We start from the raw sequence: 19946 nt of genomic DNA on the forward strand, positions 1-19946 counted from the left end.
CGGGGCGGAAACGCTCCGGCTTTTTTATTGGTTATTGACCTGTCGGGGATAATGCTAAAAGGACTTAATGATAATGAAAAACTGGCTGATCTCTGCAGTGCTGCTCAGCGCTGCTGCTCCGGCGCTGGCGGATGAAGGTATGTGGCAACCCCATCAGTTACCTGCCATGGCTGATGTATTAAAGGCAAAAGGGTTACAAATCGACCCTGACACTATTTCGACCCTGACGGAATTTCCCATGAATGCGGTGATAAGCCTAGGTGGCTGCACGGCATCATTTGTGTCGCCTAAAGGGCTGGTGGTGACTAACCATCATTGTGCTTATGGCGCGATTCAATACAACTCAACGGCAAAAGATAATTTGCTCAAAGACGGATTTCTAGCTCGGCAGTTAACCGATGAACTGCCCGCGACGCCTGGCTCTCGCATTTATGTTACCAAGGCTATCAGCAATGTGACCGAGGCTGTCACCAAGGGGCTGGCGGATAAACAAGGCAAAGATTTTTACCGGGCAGTGGAAGACCGGGAAAAAGCGCTGGTTGCTGAATGTGAGCAGGGTGGCGGGTATCGCTGCGAAGTGTACAGTTTTCATCGTGGGCTGGAATATTACCTAGTAAAACAATTGGAAATCCGCGATGTGCGCTTGGTGTATAACCCGGCAGGCAGCGTGGGCAAGTATGGCGGTGATATTGATAACTGGATGTGGCCGCGTCACACCGGCGATTTTGCCTTTTATCGCGCTTATGTTGGCCCGGATGGGCAACCGGCTGATTACAGCCCGGATAATGTTCCCTTTACCCCAGACAGTTTCCTAAAAGTATCTGCCAAAGGGGTACAGGAAGGCGAGTTTGTTATGGTGACCGGCTACCCGGGGCGGACCAATCGTTATCGCACGGCAGCAGAAGTGGAAAATCAGTTTGGCTGGACTTATCCAAATTCCAAGGCGCTGCGGGAAACGATTATGACACTTATCCGGCAGACGGCCCCAGAAGGCAGCGACGCACGGATTAAGTATGAAAGTACGCTGGCAAGTTTGGCTAACTATGCCAAGAACTTTACCTCGATGATCGAGTTCTACGGCAAATCCACCATGTTGGCCGATAAAATTGCCATAGAGGAGGCGCTGGCGGCTTGGATTAATGCCGATACTGAGCGTCAGCGGCAATATGGCTCGGCGCTAACCGAGCTCAATACGCTGATTGCCCGTAGTCAACAGACCCGGGAGCGGGACTTGCTGATGGCGTATATGGGGTACAGCCAGATGCTCAGTGCCGCCGATCGTTTGTATCGCTTAGCCCATGAGCGGCAAAAGCCGGATATGGCCAGAGAGCCGGGTTACCAAAGTCGGGATATGACCCGTTTCAAATCTGCCATGGAGCGGATTGATCGTCGCTATGATGCCGCTGTGGATCAGGCTATTTTGCAGGAACTGTTGGCGCAATATGCCAAGTTGCCCGCTCAGCAGCGTCTAACTGGCGTGGATAAGGCGTTTGCCATTGATGCGGGCGCGAGGCAAACCCGTGCGCTACTGGCCAATGCTTATGCCAATACTGAGCTTGCGAATAAAGCGGCGCGCTTGGGATGGATGGAAAAATCCGTGGCCGAGTTTAAGCAGTCAGATGATCCCTTTATTCAATTGGCCGTCGCCCGGTATGACACCCTACGGGCGGAAGAGTCCCGGCGCAAAACCCTCTCGGGCGAACTGATGAAAGTGCGGCCGTTATATATGGATGCCATTATCGGTTACAACCAAAGTCAGGGTAAACAGGTTTATGCCGATGCCAATTCCAGCTTGCGGGTCAGTATCGGTAAGGTGACAGGTTACGCGCCGCAGGACGGGCTTTACGCTATACCTTTTACCCGATTAGAAGGCATTTTGGCTAAGGATACCGGCATTGCGCCGTTTGATGCGCCACCTGAGCAATTGGCACTGATTAAGCAAAAACAGTACGGTGATTACTATATGCCAGCCATTAATTCGGTGCCGGTGAATTTCTTATCGACTTTGGATACCACAGGTGGAAACTCCGGCTCGCCGACCTTAAATGGCCGGGCTGAGCTGGTGGGGCTGCTGTTTGACGGGGTGTATGAGTCCATTATTGGTGACTGGAATTATGACCCGCGTACCAACCGCTCTATTCAAGTCGATAGCCGCTATATGCTATGGGTGATGGAATATCTGGATAAAGCGGACAATCTGCTCGCAGAAATGGTGATTGTGAAATAACGCCAGTGGTTTACGCCTGCGCCGCCAGTCCGGTGGCGCATTGTAATGCGGCCAGCTCATCTGGGGTGAGTGGCCGCATTTCTCCTGCTGCCAGTGGCCGACCACAGCCATGATGCAGCGTTAGATTCATCAGTGCTACTCGCTTCAAATCAATGACATGGTGCCCTAGCGCCTGACTCATGCGGCGGATCTGTCGGTTCATGCCTTGGGTGAGGGTGATGGCAAAGCGATCTTCGGTGAGACGACGGCAGTCACAGGGCAAGGTTGTGACATCCCGATAGCTGACGCCAAGGCACATATTGCGGATAAATTCATCACTGTAAGGCCGGGCGAGGGTGACATGGTAATCCTTGCTGTGGCCAAAACCCGGGTGCATCAGACGCTGGGTCAGTTCGCCGTCATTGGTCAGCAGTAACAGCCCGCGGGAGTCTTTATCCAGTCGCCCCACCGGGTACAATCTCGGGCAATTGGGTAACAGGTGGTACAGACTGGCAGGGTCGTCGGGGAGTAGACGGCAATCGATGCCAACCGGTTTATGAAATAGCAGATAAGTTTTTGGCTCCGGCCCGGGAATGAGATTGCCATCTAAATAGAGTGCTTCTTTGGCCGGGTGATCTAGCCCGGCCAGGAAGTGTACCTTATCGGTATGGTTGGCTAATCGGCCATCAAGGCTGATGCGGCCGGAGCTTATCAGTCGCTGTGCCTGTTTGCGGGAGCAGATGCCGCATAGGGCAAGATATTGTGCCAGTCTCATGATGTATTGCTGCGCCAGATGAGGATGAAATCTGATATTGGGGCTGCAGGGTATCATAATATGCATTTAAGCGGCGGCGCATATTCAGGGTCTGCAGAATATCCCAATGGATGGACAAGATAATCACCAGCCAGGAATTGATGGCAATGGGGCACAAATGCGGCATGTCAGATTGGGGGCAGAGCAGCAGCTTCATATTATGCCAATCGAATTGTTTTAAACAATTCGCCGCGGTGAGAAACAGTAAAATGCTGACTAACATCATTCCTTTGGTGCAGTATGGTTTGCATCGGATCCAACTGATAATGGCAAGTACACAAAACAGTTGGGTACTGACTAGCATGCTGGCATGGGCGTAACGATGTAGTTCCATCAAGGTGGCGGGAAAGGCGCCTAACAACAGGGTGGAGATCCCCAGCCAGCCTCCGGACCAGGATAACCATTGACTTAACCGGCCGAGTTTTAGGTGGTACAGGCCAAACATCGACATCAAGGTACAGATGCCATAAGAAAGCATGCCGGCATTAAACAAAAAGGCCAGCGTGCATTGATTGTAATCTCCCAATTGACTGAGGCGCAGGCTAAATACCATGCTGCCGTGCAGTATCAGTTCGGATAATAGGGTCAGCAGTACACAAACGGAGCTGACGCCAGCGCCTGTCAGTGTCAGCATAATCACCAGACGATGTAATTCTAGGTGATCCAGTGCGGTTTCATAAGTGGCAAACATGAGGCTTACTGAACGAATTTCCGAATCCGCTAATATTCACGAAACCTGCCACCAGTGCTATGACTTGGATCACAAAAAAGTGTGAACCATCTTAGGGGGTGACATTTAATCTACTGTATTTTATGGTTTTTTACCCTAAAGTTGGGTTGCGCTCAAGCAGTAATCGCCTAGCCATTAATGCCAGGCCAATCCCGGCTGCCATAGTCATTAGGGTATGCCACCACATTAGTAGTGCGGTATAACACCATTGATAGGCGGGACACTGATGCTGCAGTAGCGCCTCAGGTGCCAACTCCATCAGTAGCAGTACACTGGCAGCAATCCCCAGTAAACTGGCCAGCCAGAGCCCGGGACTGCACAGATAAGGATGGCTGAAACGGCACAGCACCAGCAGGGAAAAAAGCACCATGGTGGTACAGATAAAAAAGGTCACCGCCATATGGTGGGCGGCGGTGTCATTATAGGGGTAGACTCCCAGTAGCATAATGCCGACCCCGACGGTGGTCCCGGCCAAGGATAACATCAAGGTAAAGCGGTTATGTCGAAGTAGGTAAAGTCCCAGCATTGCGAGCACAAAGCACCCGCCAGCCAACAGCAGGGATACATTATACAGATAGGCCAGAGGTGAGCGGAGGTAATCGCCGAGGACATCAATGTGTAGATTGAAGATCTGCCAGCCTATGCGATGGGATAAGGCGATCATGGTGGCCAGTATGCCAAGGGCACAAATAACAACCCCCACCAGTGACATATGAAAAATCAGCCTGTGGGGGTCATATTGGCCATGCTGTATGTCATCATCCTGTGACATGGAGTATCCCTACCATAAAACCTGTTTTTAGGGTTTGTTGACTTTTCAGGGGTAAATTTTGTTTGAGACACCTTTCTACTGCGTTATCGGCTTATCAGGTAACACATCATCAAAGCTTCTGCCTTGTATAACGCATCCTCAAATTGCTGCAAAAACAAACTTGAAAGGTTAACAGACCCTAGCATGGCGTTAGGAACAGGCGACTGCAAGTTATTTTTCTTTTCTGAACAATACGATGGCAACAGCAACCAAGGCCAGAATCGGTCCATACCAAGTGTAGGCCACCGCTGAAAGCGGGCTGATAGCAAAAATTGAGGCGATCAGCAGTGCTTGGGCACCATAGGGAATGAGTCCCTGTACGATACAGGCAAAGATATCGAGAATACTGGCGGCACGTTTAGGGCATACTCCGTGTTTAGTGGCCAAGGCTTTGGCGATATCCCCGCTGACTACAATGGAAACTGTGTTGTTCGCCACGCAGGCATTGGTAGCGGCAACAATACCAGCCATACCCAGTTCTGCCGCCCGGGTGGAGGCTTCGCCTTTAGCACTGGAGAAACGGGCAATCAGTTTTTCAATCTGACGGCTAACAAAGCTCAAGCCACCTTGCTGCTGCATCAGTGCTGCCAATCCGCCGACCAGCATGGAGAGGATAAAGATCTCCTGCATATTGCCAAATCCGGCATAAATATCTTTAGCGAACGTTACCCAGCCATATTCCCCGCCGAGAATACCGGTCGCGCCGGCCAGCACTATACCGATAGCCAGCACCACAAACACATTCAGCCCAGCGACGGCCAGTACCAAAATGGTGAGGTGGGGGATCACCTTAATCGGATCGGTACTCTCATGGGCCATAATGGCGTGGCCATCTCCGGTAACAGAGAAAAGGATTAACGTAATCAGTGCCGCAGGCAGTGCGAAAATCAGGTTTTCGCGGAATTTATCTTTCATATCACAACCCTGAGTACGGGTTGCTGCAATGGTGGTATCAGAGATGATCGATAAATTATCACCAAATAGCGCGCCGGACATCACAGCGCCGGCCATCAGCGGCAAGCTGATATCCGCTTCTTGAGCCACGCCAAGTGCGATAGGGGCGACGGCGGCAATGGTACCCATTGAGGTGCCCATGGCGGTGGCAATAAAGGCGGCGATAACAAAAAAGCCTGGTAGTAATAGCTGAGAAGGGATCAAGGACAGCCCCAGCGCCACAGTTGCATCAACGCCACCGGTTGCTTTGGCCACGGCGGCAAAGGCACCTGCCAGCAGATAGATAAGACACATGGCAATAATATTGCTGTGACCAATACCGCCGATAAAGGTTTCTATCGCTTGATTAAGCTTTTCCCGTGACAGGATCAGCGCCAGCACAATGGCGGGCAAAATAGCTACAGGGCTTGGCAATTGATAGAAGGCGAAATCTACCCCCTGAGTTTGGAAGTAGACCCCGGCACCAATAAATAGGGCCAGGAAAAGAAACAGGGGCAAGAGTGCCAGAATCGAACCGGCCGGTTTTGCTGTTTCTGGGGTTGTGGAATTGGTCGACATGCTGCTCTCTCAATACTGTTTAGGGTCGGGTTCTCCATGCTGGAGTGACGCTGATGTTATTCGGGGCCTGATGTTCCTGCCGGTGGCAATGGCATCTGCCAGATTATCGGGCCAGCATAGTTGAATGTCTGGACGTCCGTCAATATAGACGTCTAGATGTTTTTGCTTCTGTATTGGCTTTGTGAACATGCTCACATCATTATCAAAACAGAATTTCAACCCAGGGGAAACCATCGAGCCGCAATCACAGTGTAGATCTGTGAAGTTATAGACATCTAGATGTCTATTTGTTAGCTTGAACACGATAGCGCATTTATTCAGCAATATTATTGAGCAATATGACTGCCCTGTGCTTGGGATAAGCTGTGGCGTTATGTTTGATTTAAATGCCACCTTTAGTTTGAGATGACATCGATATTTCAGGGAGATAAGAAATGAAACTGGCGACATTGGCACTGCACCATGGTTATCGCAGCGATCCGACCACCCGTTCGGCAGCGGTACCGATTTACCAAACTACCTCCTACACCTTTGATAACACCCAACACGGGGCAGATTTGTTTGATCTGAAAGTGCCGGGCAATATCTACACCCGGATAATGAATCCGACGACAGAGGTATTGGAGCAGCGCTTAGCAGCGTTAGAAGGGGGCATTGGGGCTTTGGCTGTGGCATCGGGCATGGCAGCGATCACCTACGCAATCCAGACACTTGTACAGGCAGGGGACAATATTGTCAGCACCAGTCAGTTGTATGGCGGCACCTATAACCTGTTTGCCCATACCTTACCACGCCAAGGGGTTAACGTACGCATGGCGCCAGCAGAGGATTTTTCGGCATTAGAGCAGTTAATTGATGCTGATACGAAAGCGGTATTTTGTGAGTCTATCGGCAACCCATCCGGCAATGTGGTGGATATTGCCCGTTTGGCAGAGATCGCTCACCGGCATGGCGTGCCATTGATTGTCGATAATACGGTGGCAACCCCGGTACTGTGTCGTCCCATCGAGTTGGGCGCTGATATTGTTATCCATTCTTTGACGAAATATATCGGCGGTCACGGCACCACAGTTGGCGGCATTATTATCGATGCTGGAAAATTTGACTGGCAAGGGGACAAACGCCGCTTTGCAGTGCTCAATGAACCCGACCCTTCTTACCATGGAGTGGTGTATACCGATGCATTTGGTCCGGCGGCATTTATCGGCCGGGCACGGGTGGTGCCATTGCGTAATACTGGCGCTGCACTGTCACCCCAGAGCGCGTTTTTATTACTACAAGGGTTGGAAACCTTAGCACTGCGGATGGAGCGCCATTGCAGTAACGCGCTGGCGTTGGCCAAGTATCTGCAGCAACATCCGGCGGTGAGTTGGGTCAATTATGCCGCGTTACCTGACAGCCCACAGCGGAATAACTGCGACAAAATTTGTCAGGGTCAGGCATCCGGCATTATTAGTTTTGGTATTCAGGGCGGCCGGGAAGCCGGTGGCCGCTTTATTGATGCATTGCAGTTGATCCTGCGCTTGGTGAATATCGGCGATGCCAAATCGCTGGCATGTCATCCGGCCAGTACCACCCACCGGCAGCTGGATGCCAAAGAGCTGGCCAGTGCCGGGGTCAGTGAGGATCTGATTCGGATTTCTGTGGGGATTGAGGATATCGACGATATTATCGCCGATGTCAGCCAGGCTCTGGCGCAGGCAAACGCCTGAAAAATGCGGGGAAACTCTCCACTCTGACAGGCTTGTGCTTATGCTGGCCAAAGGTACAATGGTTTGGATTTTCACTGATTTTTCAAACTTGAAAGAGTGAGCACATGCACGTACATATTCTTGGGATCTGTGGCACCTTTATGGGCGGGCTGGCTTTGCTGGCCCGAGAAATGGGCCACAGGGTGACCGGGTCGGATGCCAATGTTTATCCACCTATGAGTACTCAGTTGGAACAGCAGGGTATCGGTCTTATTCAGGGTTTTGACCCGACGCAGTTGGATGATACCCCGGATTTAGTGGTGATTGGCAATGCCATGAGCCGAGGTAATCCCTGTGTTGAAGCTGTGCTCAACCGTGGTTTGCCCTATACCTCAGGCCCCCAGTTTCTTGCCGACCATATCCTGCCGGGTAAATGGGTATTGGCGGTATCGGGTACCCACGGCAAAACCTCGACCGCCAGTATGCTGGCTTGGATTTTAGAAGATTGCGGCTATCAGCCCGGCTTTCTGATCGGCGGCGTGCCGCAAAATTTTGGCGTGTCAGCCCGCTTGGGGCAAACCGATTTCTTTGTGGTGGAAGCCGATGAATACGACAGTGCCTTTTTTGATAAACGCTCCAAATTTGTCCATTACCATCCTCGCACTTTAGTGATCAATAACCTGGAGTTTGACCATGCTGATATCTTTGATGATCTGCATGCGATTGAGCGCCAGTTTCACCATTTAGTCCGTACCGTCCCCGGACAGGGCAAGATTATCTGGCCATCCCATAGTGAAGCGGTACAACGTGTGATGGCCATGGGCTGTTGGAGTGAGCAAGAAACCCTGAATGCCGACGGGGATGGCTCTGGCTGGTCACTGCAGGCGTTGGCCGAAGATGGTCATCACTTTGCAATATCCCTTGATGGTCAGTTACAAGGAGAGATGAGCTGGGAGCTGATAGGCCGACATAATATGGAAAATGCGTTGATGGCGGTAGCTGCTGCCCGGCATGTCGGCGTGAGTCCCCATGCCGCAATGGCTGCCCTTGAGCAATTTATGCCCCCTAAGCGACGACTGGAGCAACTGGGCTGCATTGATGGTGTGACCTTATATGATGATTTTGCCCATCACCCCACAGCGATAGCCACTACGCTGCAGGCATTGCGAGCCAAGGTGGGGGATGCGCCGATTACCGTGGTGCTTGAACCGAGATCCAATACCATGAAACGGGGTGTTTATAAGGATTCGCTGGCTGGCGCCATGGCGCTGGCAGATAGGGCGCTATTGTTCCAAGGCGAGGCGGTGCAGTGGGATTTGCACAGCGTGATGGCCGGTGCGCCGTTGCCGGTACAGGTATTTGATGCCATTGAGCCGCTGGTAACTGAGTTGGCTGATACCGCTGTGGCAGGTGAGCATATTGTGGTGATGAGTAATGGCGGCTTTGGTGGCATTCACGGCAAGATATTGGCCGCACTGAAGGACAGAGCAAAATGAGTCACAGTCATTACGGCAGCTTGAATGCGCCGGAGAATTTCGGCGAGCGGGCTGTCAGTCTGGCTTGGACCGGTGCATCCGGTGCCCCTTATGGGTTAACGCTGCTGCAATGCCTGTTGCAGCAGGGTATACATGTTTATCTGATGATTTCCAGTGCCGCTCGGGTAGTCTTGGCCACTGAGCAGGGGTTAAAGCTGAGCAGTCACCCCCATAAAGCTGCGGAGCAACTCCACAAACAGCTTGGGTCACTGCCGGGACGATTGACGGTATTAGGCAAAGAAGAATGGTTTTCACCTCCGGCGTCCGGCAGTGGTGCTCCGCGCCAAATGGTGATTTGCCCTTGTTCGACCGGTACCTTGGCCGCCGTTGCCACTGGGATGAGTAACAATTTGTTGGAGCGGGCGGCGGATGTGGTGCTCAAAGAGCGCGGACAGCTTATCTTGGTGCCACGGGAAATGCCGTTTAATGCTATCCACCTAGCGCATATGCTGAGCCTTACCCGAATGGGCGCTGTGGTTATGCCTGCATCACCTGGTTTTTATCACCATCCCCAAACAGTGCAGGATCTGGTAGACTTCGTGGTCGCCCGGATTTTGGATCATCTGGGTGTCAATCATGAATTAACCGACCGGTGGGGATATTCTCCATCCCTACAACCTACCGGCGATGACAATTGAGAGAAATATGAAACATACCATTGAAGAGATGATTTCTACCGCTGAGATCAACGATAAGCTGGATGAATTGGCAGAGAAGATCAATGCCCACTATCAAAACAGCGAACGTCTGTTGATGGTTGGTCTGCTGAAGGGATCGGCTGTTTTTATGGCGGATTTGTGCCGTCGGATTAACGGCCATGTTGAAATCGATTTTATGGCTGTTTCCAGCTATGGCAATGCCATGACCAGTTCACGGGATGTGAAAATCCTCAAGGATGTGCAATCCGATATCTCTGGCCGTGACGTACTGATTGTGGAAGATTTGATTGACTCAGGTAATACCCTGCAGAAAGTCCGTGAGATGCTGCTGTTGCGCGAGCCTAAGAGTTTGGCGCTGTGTACATTGCTGGATAAGCCAGAACGCCGGGAAGTGGATGTGCCGGTAGACTTTGTTGGCTTTACCATCCCTGATGAATTTATTGTTGGCTACGGCATCGATTTCGCAGAACGTTACCGCAACCTGCCCTATATCGCCAAAGTGATTCCACAGGAATAATTTCGCGGCGCGATTACGCAGATTGCCAGAAGAAAACTCCCGCCTTGGCGGGAGTTTTAGTTTCAGCCCGATTCGTTCTGATAGTGCGCTATTAAAGCGATAGGGAGATAACCATATTTGAAGGGGACATCATGTCACAGCAGGCGCTGGTACTCGAAAACCTGAGAAAAACATACAAAGGCGGGGTAGAAGCGGTGCAGGGAATTAACCTCACCGTTGAACAAGGGGATTTCTTTGCCTTGCTGGGCCCTAATGGTGCCGGTAAGTCCACTACTATCGGTATTATCAGTGCCTTGGTGCATAAGACTGCCGGGCGGGTGACTGTATTTGGCTATGATACTGACCGGGAGTTAGAGCGAGCCAAGCTCTGCATTGGCCTGGTGCCCCAGGAATTTAACTTTAATCAGTTTGAAACTGTGTTGCAGATCGTCGTCAATCAGGCCGGCTTTTACGGGGTTCCCCGTGGTGAAGCATTAATCCGCGCTGAAAAGTATCTGACAGAACTGGATCTGTGGCAAAAACGTCATGCGCAGGCACGGCAGTTGTCCGGTGGGATGAAGCGTCGACTGATGATCGCCAGGGCATTGATGCACAATCCACAGTTATTGATTTTGGATGAACCGACTGCCGGGGTGGATATTGAGCTGCGCCGCTCCATGTGGGATTTTCTCAAACAGCTGAATAAATCAGGGGTGACGATTATTTTGACCACCCATTATCTGGAAGAGGCTGAGATGTTGTGCCGCAATATCGGCATTATTGATAAAGGCCAGCTGGTGGAGTGTACCTCCATGAAGCAATTGCTCAGTCAGCTGAATGTGGAAACCTTTATTTTGGATTTGCGCCATGCCTGTGCGCAGGCTCCGGAATTAGGGGATATTCGTTGCCAATTATTGGATGAGCGCACGCTGGAAGTGGAAATTGCCAAGGATCACAGCCTTAACGATCTGTTTGCGCAATTGACAGCGCAGGGGCTGGATGTGGTGTCGATGCGCAATAAGAGTAACCGGCTGGAAGAGCTGTTTGTGAATCTGGTAGAGCGGGCAAAACAGGAGCGGGCCGCATGAATATGACCGGGCTGTATTTTACGGCATTTAAAAGTATTTTAATTAAAGAAATCAATCGTTTTACTCGTATTTGGGTGCAGACGCTGGTGCCGCCTGCCATCACGATGACGCTGTATTTTCTGATTTTCGGCAATTTAGTGGGGCGGCGTATCGGTGAAATGGGCGGTGTCTCTTATATGGAGTTTATCGCTCCGGGGCTGATCATGATGTCGGTGATCACCAACTCTTACTCTAATGTGGCATCGTCATTTTATAGCGCTAAATTCCAGCGTAATTTAGAAGAGCTGATGGTGGCACCTGTGCCCCACTATGTGATGATTGCCGGTTATGTGTTTGGCGGGGTTGCCCGAGGACTGTGTGTTGGGCTGATTGTGACCTTAGTAGCGTTGTTTTTTGTCGATATTCATCTGCAACATCCGTTGCTGGTGGCGCTGACTGTGCTACTAACCTCGATATTGTTTTCTTTAGGCGGCCTGATTAATGCGGTATTTGCCAAGAGTTTTGATGATATCAGCATTATTCCGACCTTTGTGCTGACGCCGCTGACTTATCTGGGCGGGGTGTTTTACTCTCTTTCCCTGCTACCACCGCTATGGCAGGGCATTTCCGCCCTGAATCCTGTGGTGTATATGATTAACGTGTTTCGCTACGGTTTTCTCGGTACTGCGGACATTAGCGTGCCGCTATCGCTGGCGATTATGGTGGCCTTTTGTATTGGGCTGTGGTCGGTGGCTTACTATCTGGTATCTCGCGGTATTGGCCTGCGGACTTAATTTGGTGAAGCCAATAGCGCTTATGTTGCGCGATATTGAATCAATAAAAAGCCACCGAAAGGTGGCTTTTTTATAGTGCTGACGTTATGCCATGTGGCCGCGATAAACCTGATGCGCCGGGTTAACGGCTGAACTCCAAATTATCAATTAGGCGGGCTTTTCCCAGATAAGCCGCAGCAAGGATAACCAGGGCGGTATCTGTGTCCGTCACCGGTGCTAAATTGTGAGCGTTGCGGATCTCTAGATAGTCAGGACGCAGTCCGGCATCAGCCAGTGCCGCTTTTGCCTGTGCAATGGCTTGAGGGATGGGCATGGCAGTTTTAACCGCAGCAGCCAGATTATCCAGCGTACGTTTTAGCGCAGGCGCTAAGGCTTTTTCTTCTGCGGTGAGATAACCATTACGTGAACTCATCGCCAGGCCGGAAGGCTCACGCACAGTATCAATACCGATAATATCTACCGGTATGGACAGATCTTCTACCATGGTGCGGATCACCTGTAGCTGTTGGTAATCCTTTTTACCAAACAGTGCCATATCTGGCTGCACCAGATTGAAGAGTTTACAGACTACGGTGGCAACGCCTCGGAAATGCCCCGGCCGGGTTTGGCCGCATAGCTCGTCACTGATCCCGGGCACCTCAACATAGGTCTGCGCATCTAAGCCGCGGGGATAGATGATTTGTGGCGTGGGTGTAAATAGCAGTCCGGCACCAGCTTCTGCCAGTGCCAGCTTATCTTCATTGAGCGTGCGGGGGTAGGCATCCAAATCTTCGTGCTGACCAAATTGTAGTGGGTTGACGAAAATGGAGACCACCACATGGTCAGCCCGATGACAGGCTTCACGCACTAGGGTGATATGTCCCTGATGCAGATTTCCCATGGTAGGCACAAAGGCCACGGTTTCACCTTGGGCGTGCCAGGCTTTCACCTGGGCACGGATTTCAGAAATATTGGCACTGGTAATCATGTTTACAACTCAGTTAAAAGTATGTTCTGGCGCCGGAAACTCACCTTTGGCGACTTCATCGATATAGGCCCGTACCGCAGCACGGATTTCGCCTGTCTGCTTAAGATAATTTTTAGAAAAACGGGGGATATAACCACTGGAAATCCCCAATACATCATGCATTACCAGAATTTGTCCGTCAGTGTCAGCTCCGGCACCGATGCCGATTACCGGAATTGTCAGCGCCTGGGTAATGGTGCGTGCCAGCGGGGCGGGAATGCACTCTAATACCAGTAACTGTGCGCCGGCCGCCTCAATCGCTTTTGCCTCGGCCAAAATGCGCTTGGCATTATCTTCATCTCGCCCTTGCACTTTAAAACCACCGAAGACATTAACCGATTGCGGGGTCAGTCCCAGATGGGCGCATACCGGGATACCACGCTCAGTCAGCATCTGGACACTGGGTAGCAGCCATTGACCGCCCTCAAGCTTAACCATATTGGCACCAGCCTGCATCAGGATGGCGGCATTTGCCATGGTTTGCTCTGTGGTGGCGTAACTCATAAAAGGCATATCCGCGATCAACAAGGTACGTTTGATACCATGGCGGACACAACGGGTGTGATAGGCGATATCCTCAATCGTGACGGGCAGAGTATCATCATGGCCCTGCAGTACCATCCCGAGGGAGTCTCCCACCAAGAGTACATCAATGCCTTCTTCATCAAAGGCGGCGGCAAAGCTGGCATCGTAGGCAGTTAGGGCAGTAAATTTGTGCCCCTCTTGCTTGAATTGACGCAGTGTTGAACTGGTAACTTTAGACATATTGGGTACTTATAAAATTTTTTAGATAGGCAGTTATAAGGGAACTGGCGCACAAGTTCAACGATCCTGCTCGCCTTTCCGCTCAGCAAGATGGCCGGAAAACCTAATTAGGATAGGGAATTTAGTTGAAAGGAATCAGAGCGGCGTGAGTTCAGCTCGCAGGGCCGGCGTAAGCAGCGCGGCCAGGGGGGTGCCGCAAGGCAGTATCAGTTGGGGGGCCAAATCACTTAACGGTACCAGCACGAAACTGCGGGTTTTCATGCCGTAGTGGGGGACGGTTAATCTTGGGGTGTTAATCTGTTCATTGCCGTAGAGCAAGAGATCGAGATCTAATGTTCGTGGGCCCCAGCGTACCAGTCGCTGCCGGCCTTGTTCCTGCTCAATATGTTGCAGGGCATCCAGGAGCGCTATGGGGGCTAATTGGGTGCTAAAGCTGGCAACCCCATTAATATAATCTGGCTGGGGGACGTCCCCCATAGGAACAGAGCGATAATAGGGGGAACATGCGAATGTACCGGGCATCGCAAGTTGAGCCAGCGCCCGACAGGCGCTGTCCAACTGTGCTTTGGGATCGGTGAGGTTTGCACCGAGGGCGACAAATACCTTGGGCATATTACTCTGCGGCCGAACCATTGCTGCTATCGCTGCGTTTGCGACGACGAGGATTACGGTTGCGTTTACGGCCACCGGCTTTGGGGCCGGATTTCGCAATCACGGTACGGGTAGCTTCATCCGCTTGGACAAAGTTTTTCCACCAGTGGGCATTTTTGGCCACTGCGCCGCCTTCAGCTTCACCACGCAGTTGCAGTAAATCGTATGCTGCGCGGAATTTAGGGCTTTCCATCAGTTTGAAGGCTCGTGGGTTCTGACTGCGCTCAAAACGTAACTGCATCTGCCAGATATCTCGGGCAGGGGCGGTAAAGCGACGCGGAATACTGATGCTACGACACTGGTCTTCCAGAATATCACCCATGGCAGCAAAGCAGGCATCATACAGCGGCAAGCCACTTTCCAGGGCGATCTCTTCCGCCCGGGTCCGCAATGGGTACCATAACAGTGCAGCATAGAAGAACGCTGGGGTGACAGGTTTATCCTGATTGACCCGTGCATCGGTATTGGCCATCACCATCTGGATCATACGGGCAGCCGGATCTTTGGGGTTTTCTTTGATGCAGCTGTGCAGCAATGGGAATAAAGGCTGGAATAAGCCATATTCCTGCATCATTTCAAAGTTCGCTTCCCCTTTGCCAGCAAAAAACAACTTGAGAGCTTCTTCGTACATCCGGGCAGAAGGAATATCACTGAGCAGATGGGCCAGCTTACGGATAGGCGCCGCAGCAGAAGCATCGATTTGCATATTCAGTTTGGTGGCAAAGCGGACAGCCCGCAGCATGCGTACGGGATCTTCCCGGTAACGGGTTTCTGGATCGCCGATAAGCCGTAGGGTGCCGGATTTCAGATCCTGCAGACCGCCGCCATAGCTGCGGATGCTGAAGTCACTGATATCGTAGTACAGCGCATTGACGGTAAAGTCACGGCGCTCGGCATCTTCGTCGATGCTGCCGTACACATTGTCACGCAATAACCGACCAGAGGCATTGGCTTTGGAGGTTTTATCATTACCGTGGCTGTGGTGGCCGCGGAATGTGGCAACTTCGATAATATCGCGACCAAATACAATGTGAGCCAAACGGAACCGACGGCCGACTAAGCGGCAGTTGCGGAACAGTTTTTTAATATCTTCCGGTGTGGCATCGGTGACTACATCAAAATCTTTCGGTTCAAGCCCTAACAATAAATCCCGTACGCCACCGCCTACCAGGTAGGCTTTGTAGCCAGATTTATGTAGTCGATATAATACCTTGAGAGCATTTTCACTGATTTGTCTGCGGGAGATACTGTGGCTGTCACGGGGGACGATCTCCAGGCTCAGGCCTGAATCCAGGGTCTCAATTTCCTGATTTTTGCTGGTTTGGCTATCGTCAAACAGCTGTTTACAGAATTGGCTGATACGGCGAAAAATGGGACACCTCGGGATGTTATAAAGTAAAGGGTTAAAAACAGGCGGCTATTCTATACCAATTGACCGGCGATGAGTATATCAGCCCAGCAGGATCTCATGCCGGACTGGAATTCGGGATAAATCAAACTGGGTAACAGCCTGAGCCAGCATTTGACGGATATCCCCGCTCATCTCCACCGGTGACTGTCCTAAAAAGGCTAAAGCAGCTTGCAATGCAGGTTGTGGATGCCGTTTATCTACAGCTGTGGCATGGTTTTGTTTTGACAGTTTAAATCCTGGGGTTTCGCAGGCCAGCGGCAGGTGTAGCCATTGGGGAACGGGTAGGTTAAACATGTGGTACAGACTGATTTGTCTGACGGTGGCCTCGAGCAAATCAGCTCCGCGAACCACTTCTGTCATACCTTGATAGGCATCATCTAATACGACCGCCAATTGATAAGCGTACAAGCCATCACTGCGTTTGATAATAAAATCTTCTGTGGCGAAGGTAATATCCGTTGTGACCGGGCCTTGTAAATTATCAGTAAATTGGCTGATGCCTGCGCGGTTACGTATCCGCAGGGCGCCATCGCTGTGGGGCGTGGTTAATTGGCCGCAGCCACCGTCATAGGTTCCACCCATAGCTTTAATTTGTTTACGGCTGCAATGGCAAAAATAGGCATTATCCTGCGCAATCAGTTGCTGCAGATGATACTCATAGGCTTCTAACCGTTGACTTTGGTAAAGCAGAGGGCCATCCCAATGGAGACCACAACTTTCCAAGGTACGTAAAATATCATCAGCAGCCCCCGGCACTTCCCGAGGCGGGTCAATATCTTCAATGCGGACTTTCCACTGACCTTGCAGTGAGCGGGCGCGCAGATAACTGCCTAATGCGGCTACGAGAGAACCAAAATGTAATGCGCCGGATGGAGAGGGGGCAAAGCGCCCAATATAAGGAGAGTTATTCAAGATCGTACTTCAGATACAATGAGAGCGGGGAAGACCCCGCTCTTATTTTACAGGGATTAACCTGCCATTTGCTTTTCTCTGATCTCTGCCAGTGTTTTGCAGTCGATACAGAGGTCGGCGGTTGGGCGCGCTTCTAAGCGGCGGATGCCGATTTCGATACCGCAAGATTCGCAGAAGCCAAAATCGTCTTCTTCGATTTTCTGCAGTGTCTTCTCAATCTTCTTAATCAGCTTACGCTCTCTGTCACGTGCCCGTAGCTCAAGACTGAATTCCTCTTCCTGAGCTGCGCGGTCTACAGGATCTGGGAAGTTTGCGGCTTCATCCTGCATGTGGTTTACAGTGCGATCCACTTCTTCACGCAGTTGGTTACGCCAGGCATCTAAAATGGTCTTGAAGTGATCCATCTGCCGGTCGTTCATGTATTCCTCACCCGGTTTTTCCTGGTAAGGGTCTACACCTGCGATAGCGAGAACGCCAAGTTTTTTGGTGCCTTCAGGCATAACGCATCTCCTGTCATCATTTGCGTTGTAGGGCGTCTGTTTCAGAACGGCCGCTATCTATATCAGAATCTTTACACCTAGGCAAATCTTTCGCTTCACCTCGAATTAATTATTTGACTATGTCCGCTAATCGTCTGAAATTCAAATTTAGCGCCGACTTTTATACCAATATTGGACAGGTATGGCGGATTTCAATAGCTTGGTGAGACAACTCGCATTTGTATGCCAATACCTCGACGCCAGCGGCCATGGCCTGTGTTAAACCAGCGGCATAATCCGGGTCAATATGGGCGGCCGGAGACACAGAATTTATGCCGCTATGCTGCACCACAAAGAGCAATACGGCGCGATGGCCGGACTGGACCATTTGTATCAGTTCCCGCAGGTGTTTTTGCCCTCGGGTTGTAACGGCATCGGGGAAATAACCTTTGCCATCTTGCAATAATGTGCAGCTTTTTACTTCAATATAGCAGTCGGGTTTGCCGTCAGCACTGAGTAGTAGGTCGATGCGACTGTTCTCTTCGCCGTAGCGAACTTCCCGCTTCAGTTGGAGATACCCCTGTAACTCTGCGATTACACCATTAACAATTGCTTCTTCCGCCAGTGCGTTGGCGCGGCCGGTATTGATCCCGATGAGATCCCCCTGCGGGGTTTGCATCAGTTCCCAAGTACAGGGGTATTTACGCTTAGGATTATCTGAATGGGAAAACCACACTGGCTGACCCGGGAACAGACAATTTTTCATTGAGCCGGTATTGGGGCAGTGTAAGGTGATTTCGCTACCATCATTCAGTGCAACATCAGCGAGAAATCGTTTATAGCGTTTTATCAGGGTGCCTTGGCTTAACTCAGATGAAAATTTCATATTAAATCCTGCTGACGTACCAATTCACTTGGGTGGATATAAAAGAAGGGCAACAGGCTAGCAACTTGTGCCTGCCTGTCAATCAAATGGCAATTTTTTTATATTTTCCAATTACCTTTATCGAAAAAGAAAGGTGTATTTTGCATTGCACCTCAAGGTTGCCGGAGTACACTGATGCGGTACTTTCATTAACAAGGAATTGGTATGACAGAGCTTATGTTGGTCGGCTTGACCCGTGAGTCGGCCGGTGCCGGTTGGGGCAAAGCGGATGTGACTTTCGCCGGTAACGCCGCTTATATCCACCTGCAGGACAGCGCTCCTGCGCTGCAAATCCAAAAAGCTGCCCGAAAATTACGGGCATTGGGGATTAACCAGGTTCAGCTAGAGGGTGATTTGTGGGATATCACCAACCAATGGGCGTTTGCGCAAGGGTTTGTTGACCCCAAATTCGATTATGTTCTGCGGTGGTGTGGTGATGATGCCACACAGCAGACACTGACACAGCGCGCTGATTGTGCCAATTTTGCTCGCCAGTTGATTAATGATACGCCGGAAAATCTCTCACCGGTGAAACTGGCGCTAACCGCTGCTCATTGGCTGCAGGATTTGGGGGGCGAACATGTGTCTTACCGATTGCTTGAAGGTGAGGCATTACTGGCTGAGCAATGGATTGGTATTCATGCTGTTGGCCGGGGTAGTGACCGGCCTCCTGCCATGCTTGAGCTAGACTATAACCCGTTAGGGGAGGATGCGCCGGTTGCTGTGGCGCTGGTTGGTAAAGGGATCACCTTCGACTCTGGTGGCTACAGCATTAAAACCTCAGAAGGTATGCTGGGGATGAAGTGCGATATGGGCGGAGCCGCGACCGTGACGGCAGCGTTAGGGCTGGCCATGCAACAGGGGCTGAATAAGCGAGTCAAACTCTATCTGTGCTGTGCGGAAAACTTGATCAGCGGCCATGCCTATAAGTTAGGTGACATACTGACTTACAAAAATGGCGTTACAGTGGAAGTGGTCAATACCGATGCTGAAGGGCGTCTGGTGTTGGCTGATGGGTTACAAGCTGCTTCTGCCAGTGGTGCTCAGTTGATTATTGATGCCGCTACCCTGACTGGCGCCGCCGTGATGGCGGTGGGGAAAATGTACAATGCGATTTTCTCTCCCCAGCCCGCAGTGTTAGAGCAGGTGCGTCAAACAGCCACAGATGTGGGTGAGCGTGTATGGCCGTTGCCATTAGATCCTTGGCATAAAGAGATGTGTCCATCGGCCTATGCTGATACTGCCAACAGTCGCGCAGTGAAAGGCGGTGGTGCAGGCGGCGCATCCAATGCGGCAGGTTTCCTGTGGCGTTTTGTTGATGATGGCGTAAATTGGGTACATATGGATATTGCATCGGCCTTTGAAGACAGTGCCGGGCCACTGTGGAGTGCCGGGGCGACCGCGCACGGGGTGTTAACCATCGCCGAATTACTAAAAGCCCAGTAATTATTGTTTGGGTTTGAAAACCGCCGCTTAACCGGC

General features: G+C 51.2%; 19 protein-coding genes. 8 read left to right on the forward strand and 11 right to left on the reverse strand.

Going from position 1 to position 19946, the window contains the following annotated elements:
- The first annotated feature begins 73 nt into the window (after nucleotides 1-73).
- Nucleotides 74-2227: a S46 family peptidase gene (locus NFHSH190041_RS03715; RefSeq protein WP_261923962.1), complete on the forward strand. Its 2154-nt coding sequence runs from the start codon at nucleotides 74-76 to the stop codon at nucleotides 2225-2227.
- Nucleotides 2228-2237: 10 nt separating this feature from the next.
- On the opposite strand, the gene NFHSH190041_RS03720 is transcribed toward NFHSH190041_RS03715, so the two are convergent.
- From NFHSH190041_RS03720 to NFHSH190041_RS03735, 4 genes are all read right to left on the reverse strand, one after another.
- Nucleotides 2238-2981, reverse strand: a complete 744-nt coding sequence (locus NFHSH190041_RS03720; protein WP_261923963.1) for an RNA pseudouridine synthase — start codon at nucleotides 2979-2981, stop codon at nucleotides 2238-2240.
- On the reverse strand, nucleotides 2893-3711 hold the full coding sequence (locus NFHSH190041_RS03725; RefSeq protein WP_261923964.1) for a DUF998 domain-containing protein: 819 nt from the start codon (nucleotides 3709-3711) through the stop codon (nucleotides 2893-2895). Before NFHSH190041_RS03725 ends, NFHSH190041_RS03720 begins: the two co-directional genes overlap by 89 nt.
- Nucleotides 3712-3841: 130 nt before the next feature.
- Entirely contained in the window at nucleotides 3842-4522 is a 681-nt protein-coding gene (locus NFHSH190041_RS03730) for a hypothetical protein (protein ID WP_261923965.1), read from the reverse strand.
- Between the two features lie 210 nt (nucleotides 4523-4732).
- Nucleotides 4733-6073 carry a Na+/H+ antiporter NhaC family protein gene (locus NFHSH190041_RS03735; protein WP_261923966.1) on the reverse strand — a complete coding sequence of 447 codons (1341 nt, stop codon included), beginning with the start codon at nucleotides 6071-6073 and terminating at the stop codon, nucleotides 4733-4735.
- A 434-nt stretch (nucleotides 6074-6507) separates the two neighbouring features.
- Between NFHSH190041_RS03735 and NFHSH190041_RS03740 the strand changes: the two genes are divergently transcribed.
- From NFHSH190041_RS03740 to NFHSH190041_RS03765, 6 genes are all read left to right on the forward strand, one after another.
- Nucleotides 6508-7785, forward strand: a complete 1278-nt coding sequence (locus NFHSH190041_RS03740) for an O-acetylhomoserine aminocarboxypropyltransferase/cysteine synthase family protein (RefSeq protein ID WP_261923967.1) — start codon at nucleotides 6508-6510, stop codon at nucleotides 7783-7785.
- Between the two features lie 104 nt (nucleotides 7786-7889).
- On the forward strand, nucleotides 7890-9260 hold the full coding sequence (gene mpl / locus NFHSH190041_RS03745; RefSeq protein WP_261923968.1) for a UDP-N-acetylmuramate:L-alanyl-gamma-D-glutamyl-meso-diaminopimelate ligase: 1371 nt from the start codon (nucleotides 7890-7892) through the stop codon (nucleotides 9258-9260).
- A complete protein-coding gene (locus NFHSH190041_RS03750) occupies nucleotides 9257-9937 on the forward strand; it encodes a flavin prenyltransferase UbiX (protein ID WP_261923969.1) in 681 nt (226 codons plus the stop codon). Before mpl ends, NFHSH190041_RS03750 begins: the two co-directional genes overlap by 4 nt.
- A gap of 7 nt (nucleotides 9938-9944) precedes the next feature.
- Entirely contained in the window at nucleotides 9945-10475 is a 531-nt protein-coding gene (gene hpt, locus NFHSH190041_RS03755) for a hypoxanthine phosphoribosyltransferase (RefSeq protein WP_261923970.1), read from the forward strand.
- Nucleotides 10476-10606: 131 nt separating this feature from the next.
- Nucleotides 10607-11542 carry an ABC transporter ATP-binding protein gene (locus tag NFHSH190041_RS03760; RefSeq protein WP_261923971.1) on the forward strand — a complete coding sequence of 312 codons (936 nt, stop codon included), beginning with the start codon at nucleotides 10607-10609 and terminating at the stop codon, nucleotides 11540-11542.
- A gap of 2 nt (nucleotides 11543-11544) precedes the next feature.
- Nucleotides 11545-12315, forward strand: coding sequence for an ABC transporter permease (locus NFHSH190041_RS03765; RefSeq protein ID WP_261925027.1), 771 nt, complete (start codon nucleotides 11545-11547; stop codon nucleotides 12313-12315).
- Between the two features lie 121 nt (nucleotides 12316-12436).
- Here the strand turns inward: NFHSH190041_RS03765 and panC are convergent, their stop codons facing one another.
- From panC to sfsA, 7 genes are all read right to left on the reverse strand, one after another.
- Complete coding sequence (gene panC, locus NFHSH190041_RS03770) at nucleotides 12437-13282, reverse strand: pantoate--beta-alanine ligase (protein ID WP_261923972.1); 846 nt, start codon at nucleotides 13280-13282, stop codon at nucleotides 12437-12439.
- Nucleotides 13283-13291: 9 nt separating this feature from the next.
- A complete protein-coding gene (panB, locus tag NFHSH190041_RS03775; RefSeq protein ID WP_261923973.1) occupies nucleotides 13292-14086 on the reverse strand; it encodes a 3-methyl-2-oxobutanoate hydroxymethyltransferase in 795 nt (264 codons plus the stop codon).
- A 135-nt stretch (nucleotides 14087-14221) separates the two neighbouring features.
- Nucleotides 14222-14698, reverse strand: coding sequence for a 2-amino-4-hydroxy-6-hydroxymethyldihydropteridine diphosphokinase (folK, locus tag NFHSH190041_RS03780; RefSeq protein ID WP_261923974.1), 477 nt, complete (start codon nucleotides 14696-14698; stop codon nucleotides 14222-14224).
- 1 nt (nucleotide 14699) lies between these two features.
- Nucleotides 14700-16109: a polynucleotide adenylyltransferase PcnB gene (gene pcnB, locus NFHSH190041_RS03785; RefSeq protein WP_261925028.1), complete on the reverse strand. Its 1410-nt coding sequence runs from the start codon at nucleotides 16107-16109 to the stop codon at nucleotides 14700-14702.
- A gap of 78 nt (nucleotides 16110-16187) precedes the next feature.
- On the reverse strand, nucleotides 16188-17060 hold the full coding sequence (gluQRS, locus tag NFHSH190041_RS03790) for a tRNA glutamyl-Q(34) synthetase GluQRS (protein ID WP_261923975.1): 873 nt from the start codon (nucleotides 17058-17060) through the stop codon (nucleotides 16188-16190).
- Nucleotides 17061-17116: 56 nt separating this feature from the next.
- Nucleotides 17117-17560, reverse strand: a complete 444-nt coding sequence (dksA, locus tag NFHSH190041_RS03795) for an RNA polymerase-binding protein DksA (RefSeq protein ID WP_261923976.1) — start codon at nucleotides 17558-17560, stop codon at nucleotides 17117-17119.
- Nucleotides 17561-17720: 160 nt separating this feature from the next.
- Nucleotides 17721-18425 carry a DNA/RNA nuclease SfsA gene (gene sfsA, locus NFHSH190041_RS03800; RefSeq protein WP_261923977.1) on the reverse strand — a complete coding sequence of 235 codons (705 nt, stop codon included), beginning with the start codon at nucleotides 18423-18425 and terminating at the stop codon, nucleotides 17721-17723.
- A 204-nt stretch (nucleotides 18426-18629) separates the two neighbouring features.
- Between sfsA and pepB the strand changes: the two genes are divergently transcribed.
- A complete protein-coding gene (pepB, locus tag NFHSH190041_RS03805; RefSeq protein ID WP_261923978.1) occupies nucleotides 18630-19910 on the forward strand; it encodes an aminopeptidase PepB in 1281 nt (426 codons plus the stop codon).
- The last annotated feature ends 36 nt before the right edge of the window (nucleotides 19911-19946 follow it).

It is taken from the genome of Shewanella sp. NFH-SH190041 (assembly GCF_024363255.1).
In the GTDB taxonomy this organism is placed as follows: Bacteria; Pseudomonadota; Gammaproteobacteria; order Enterobacterales; family Shewanellaceae; genus Shewanella.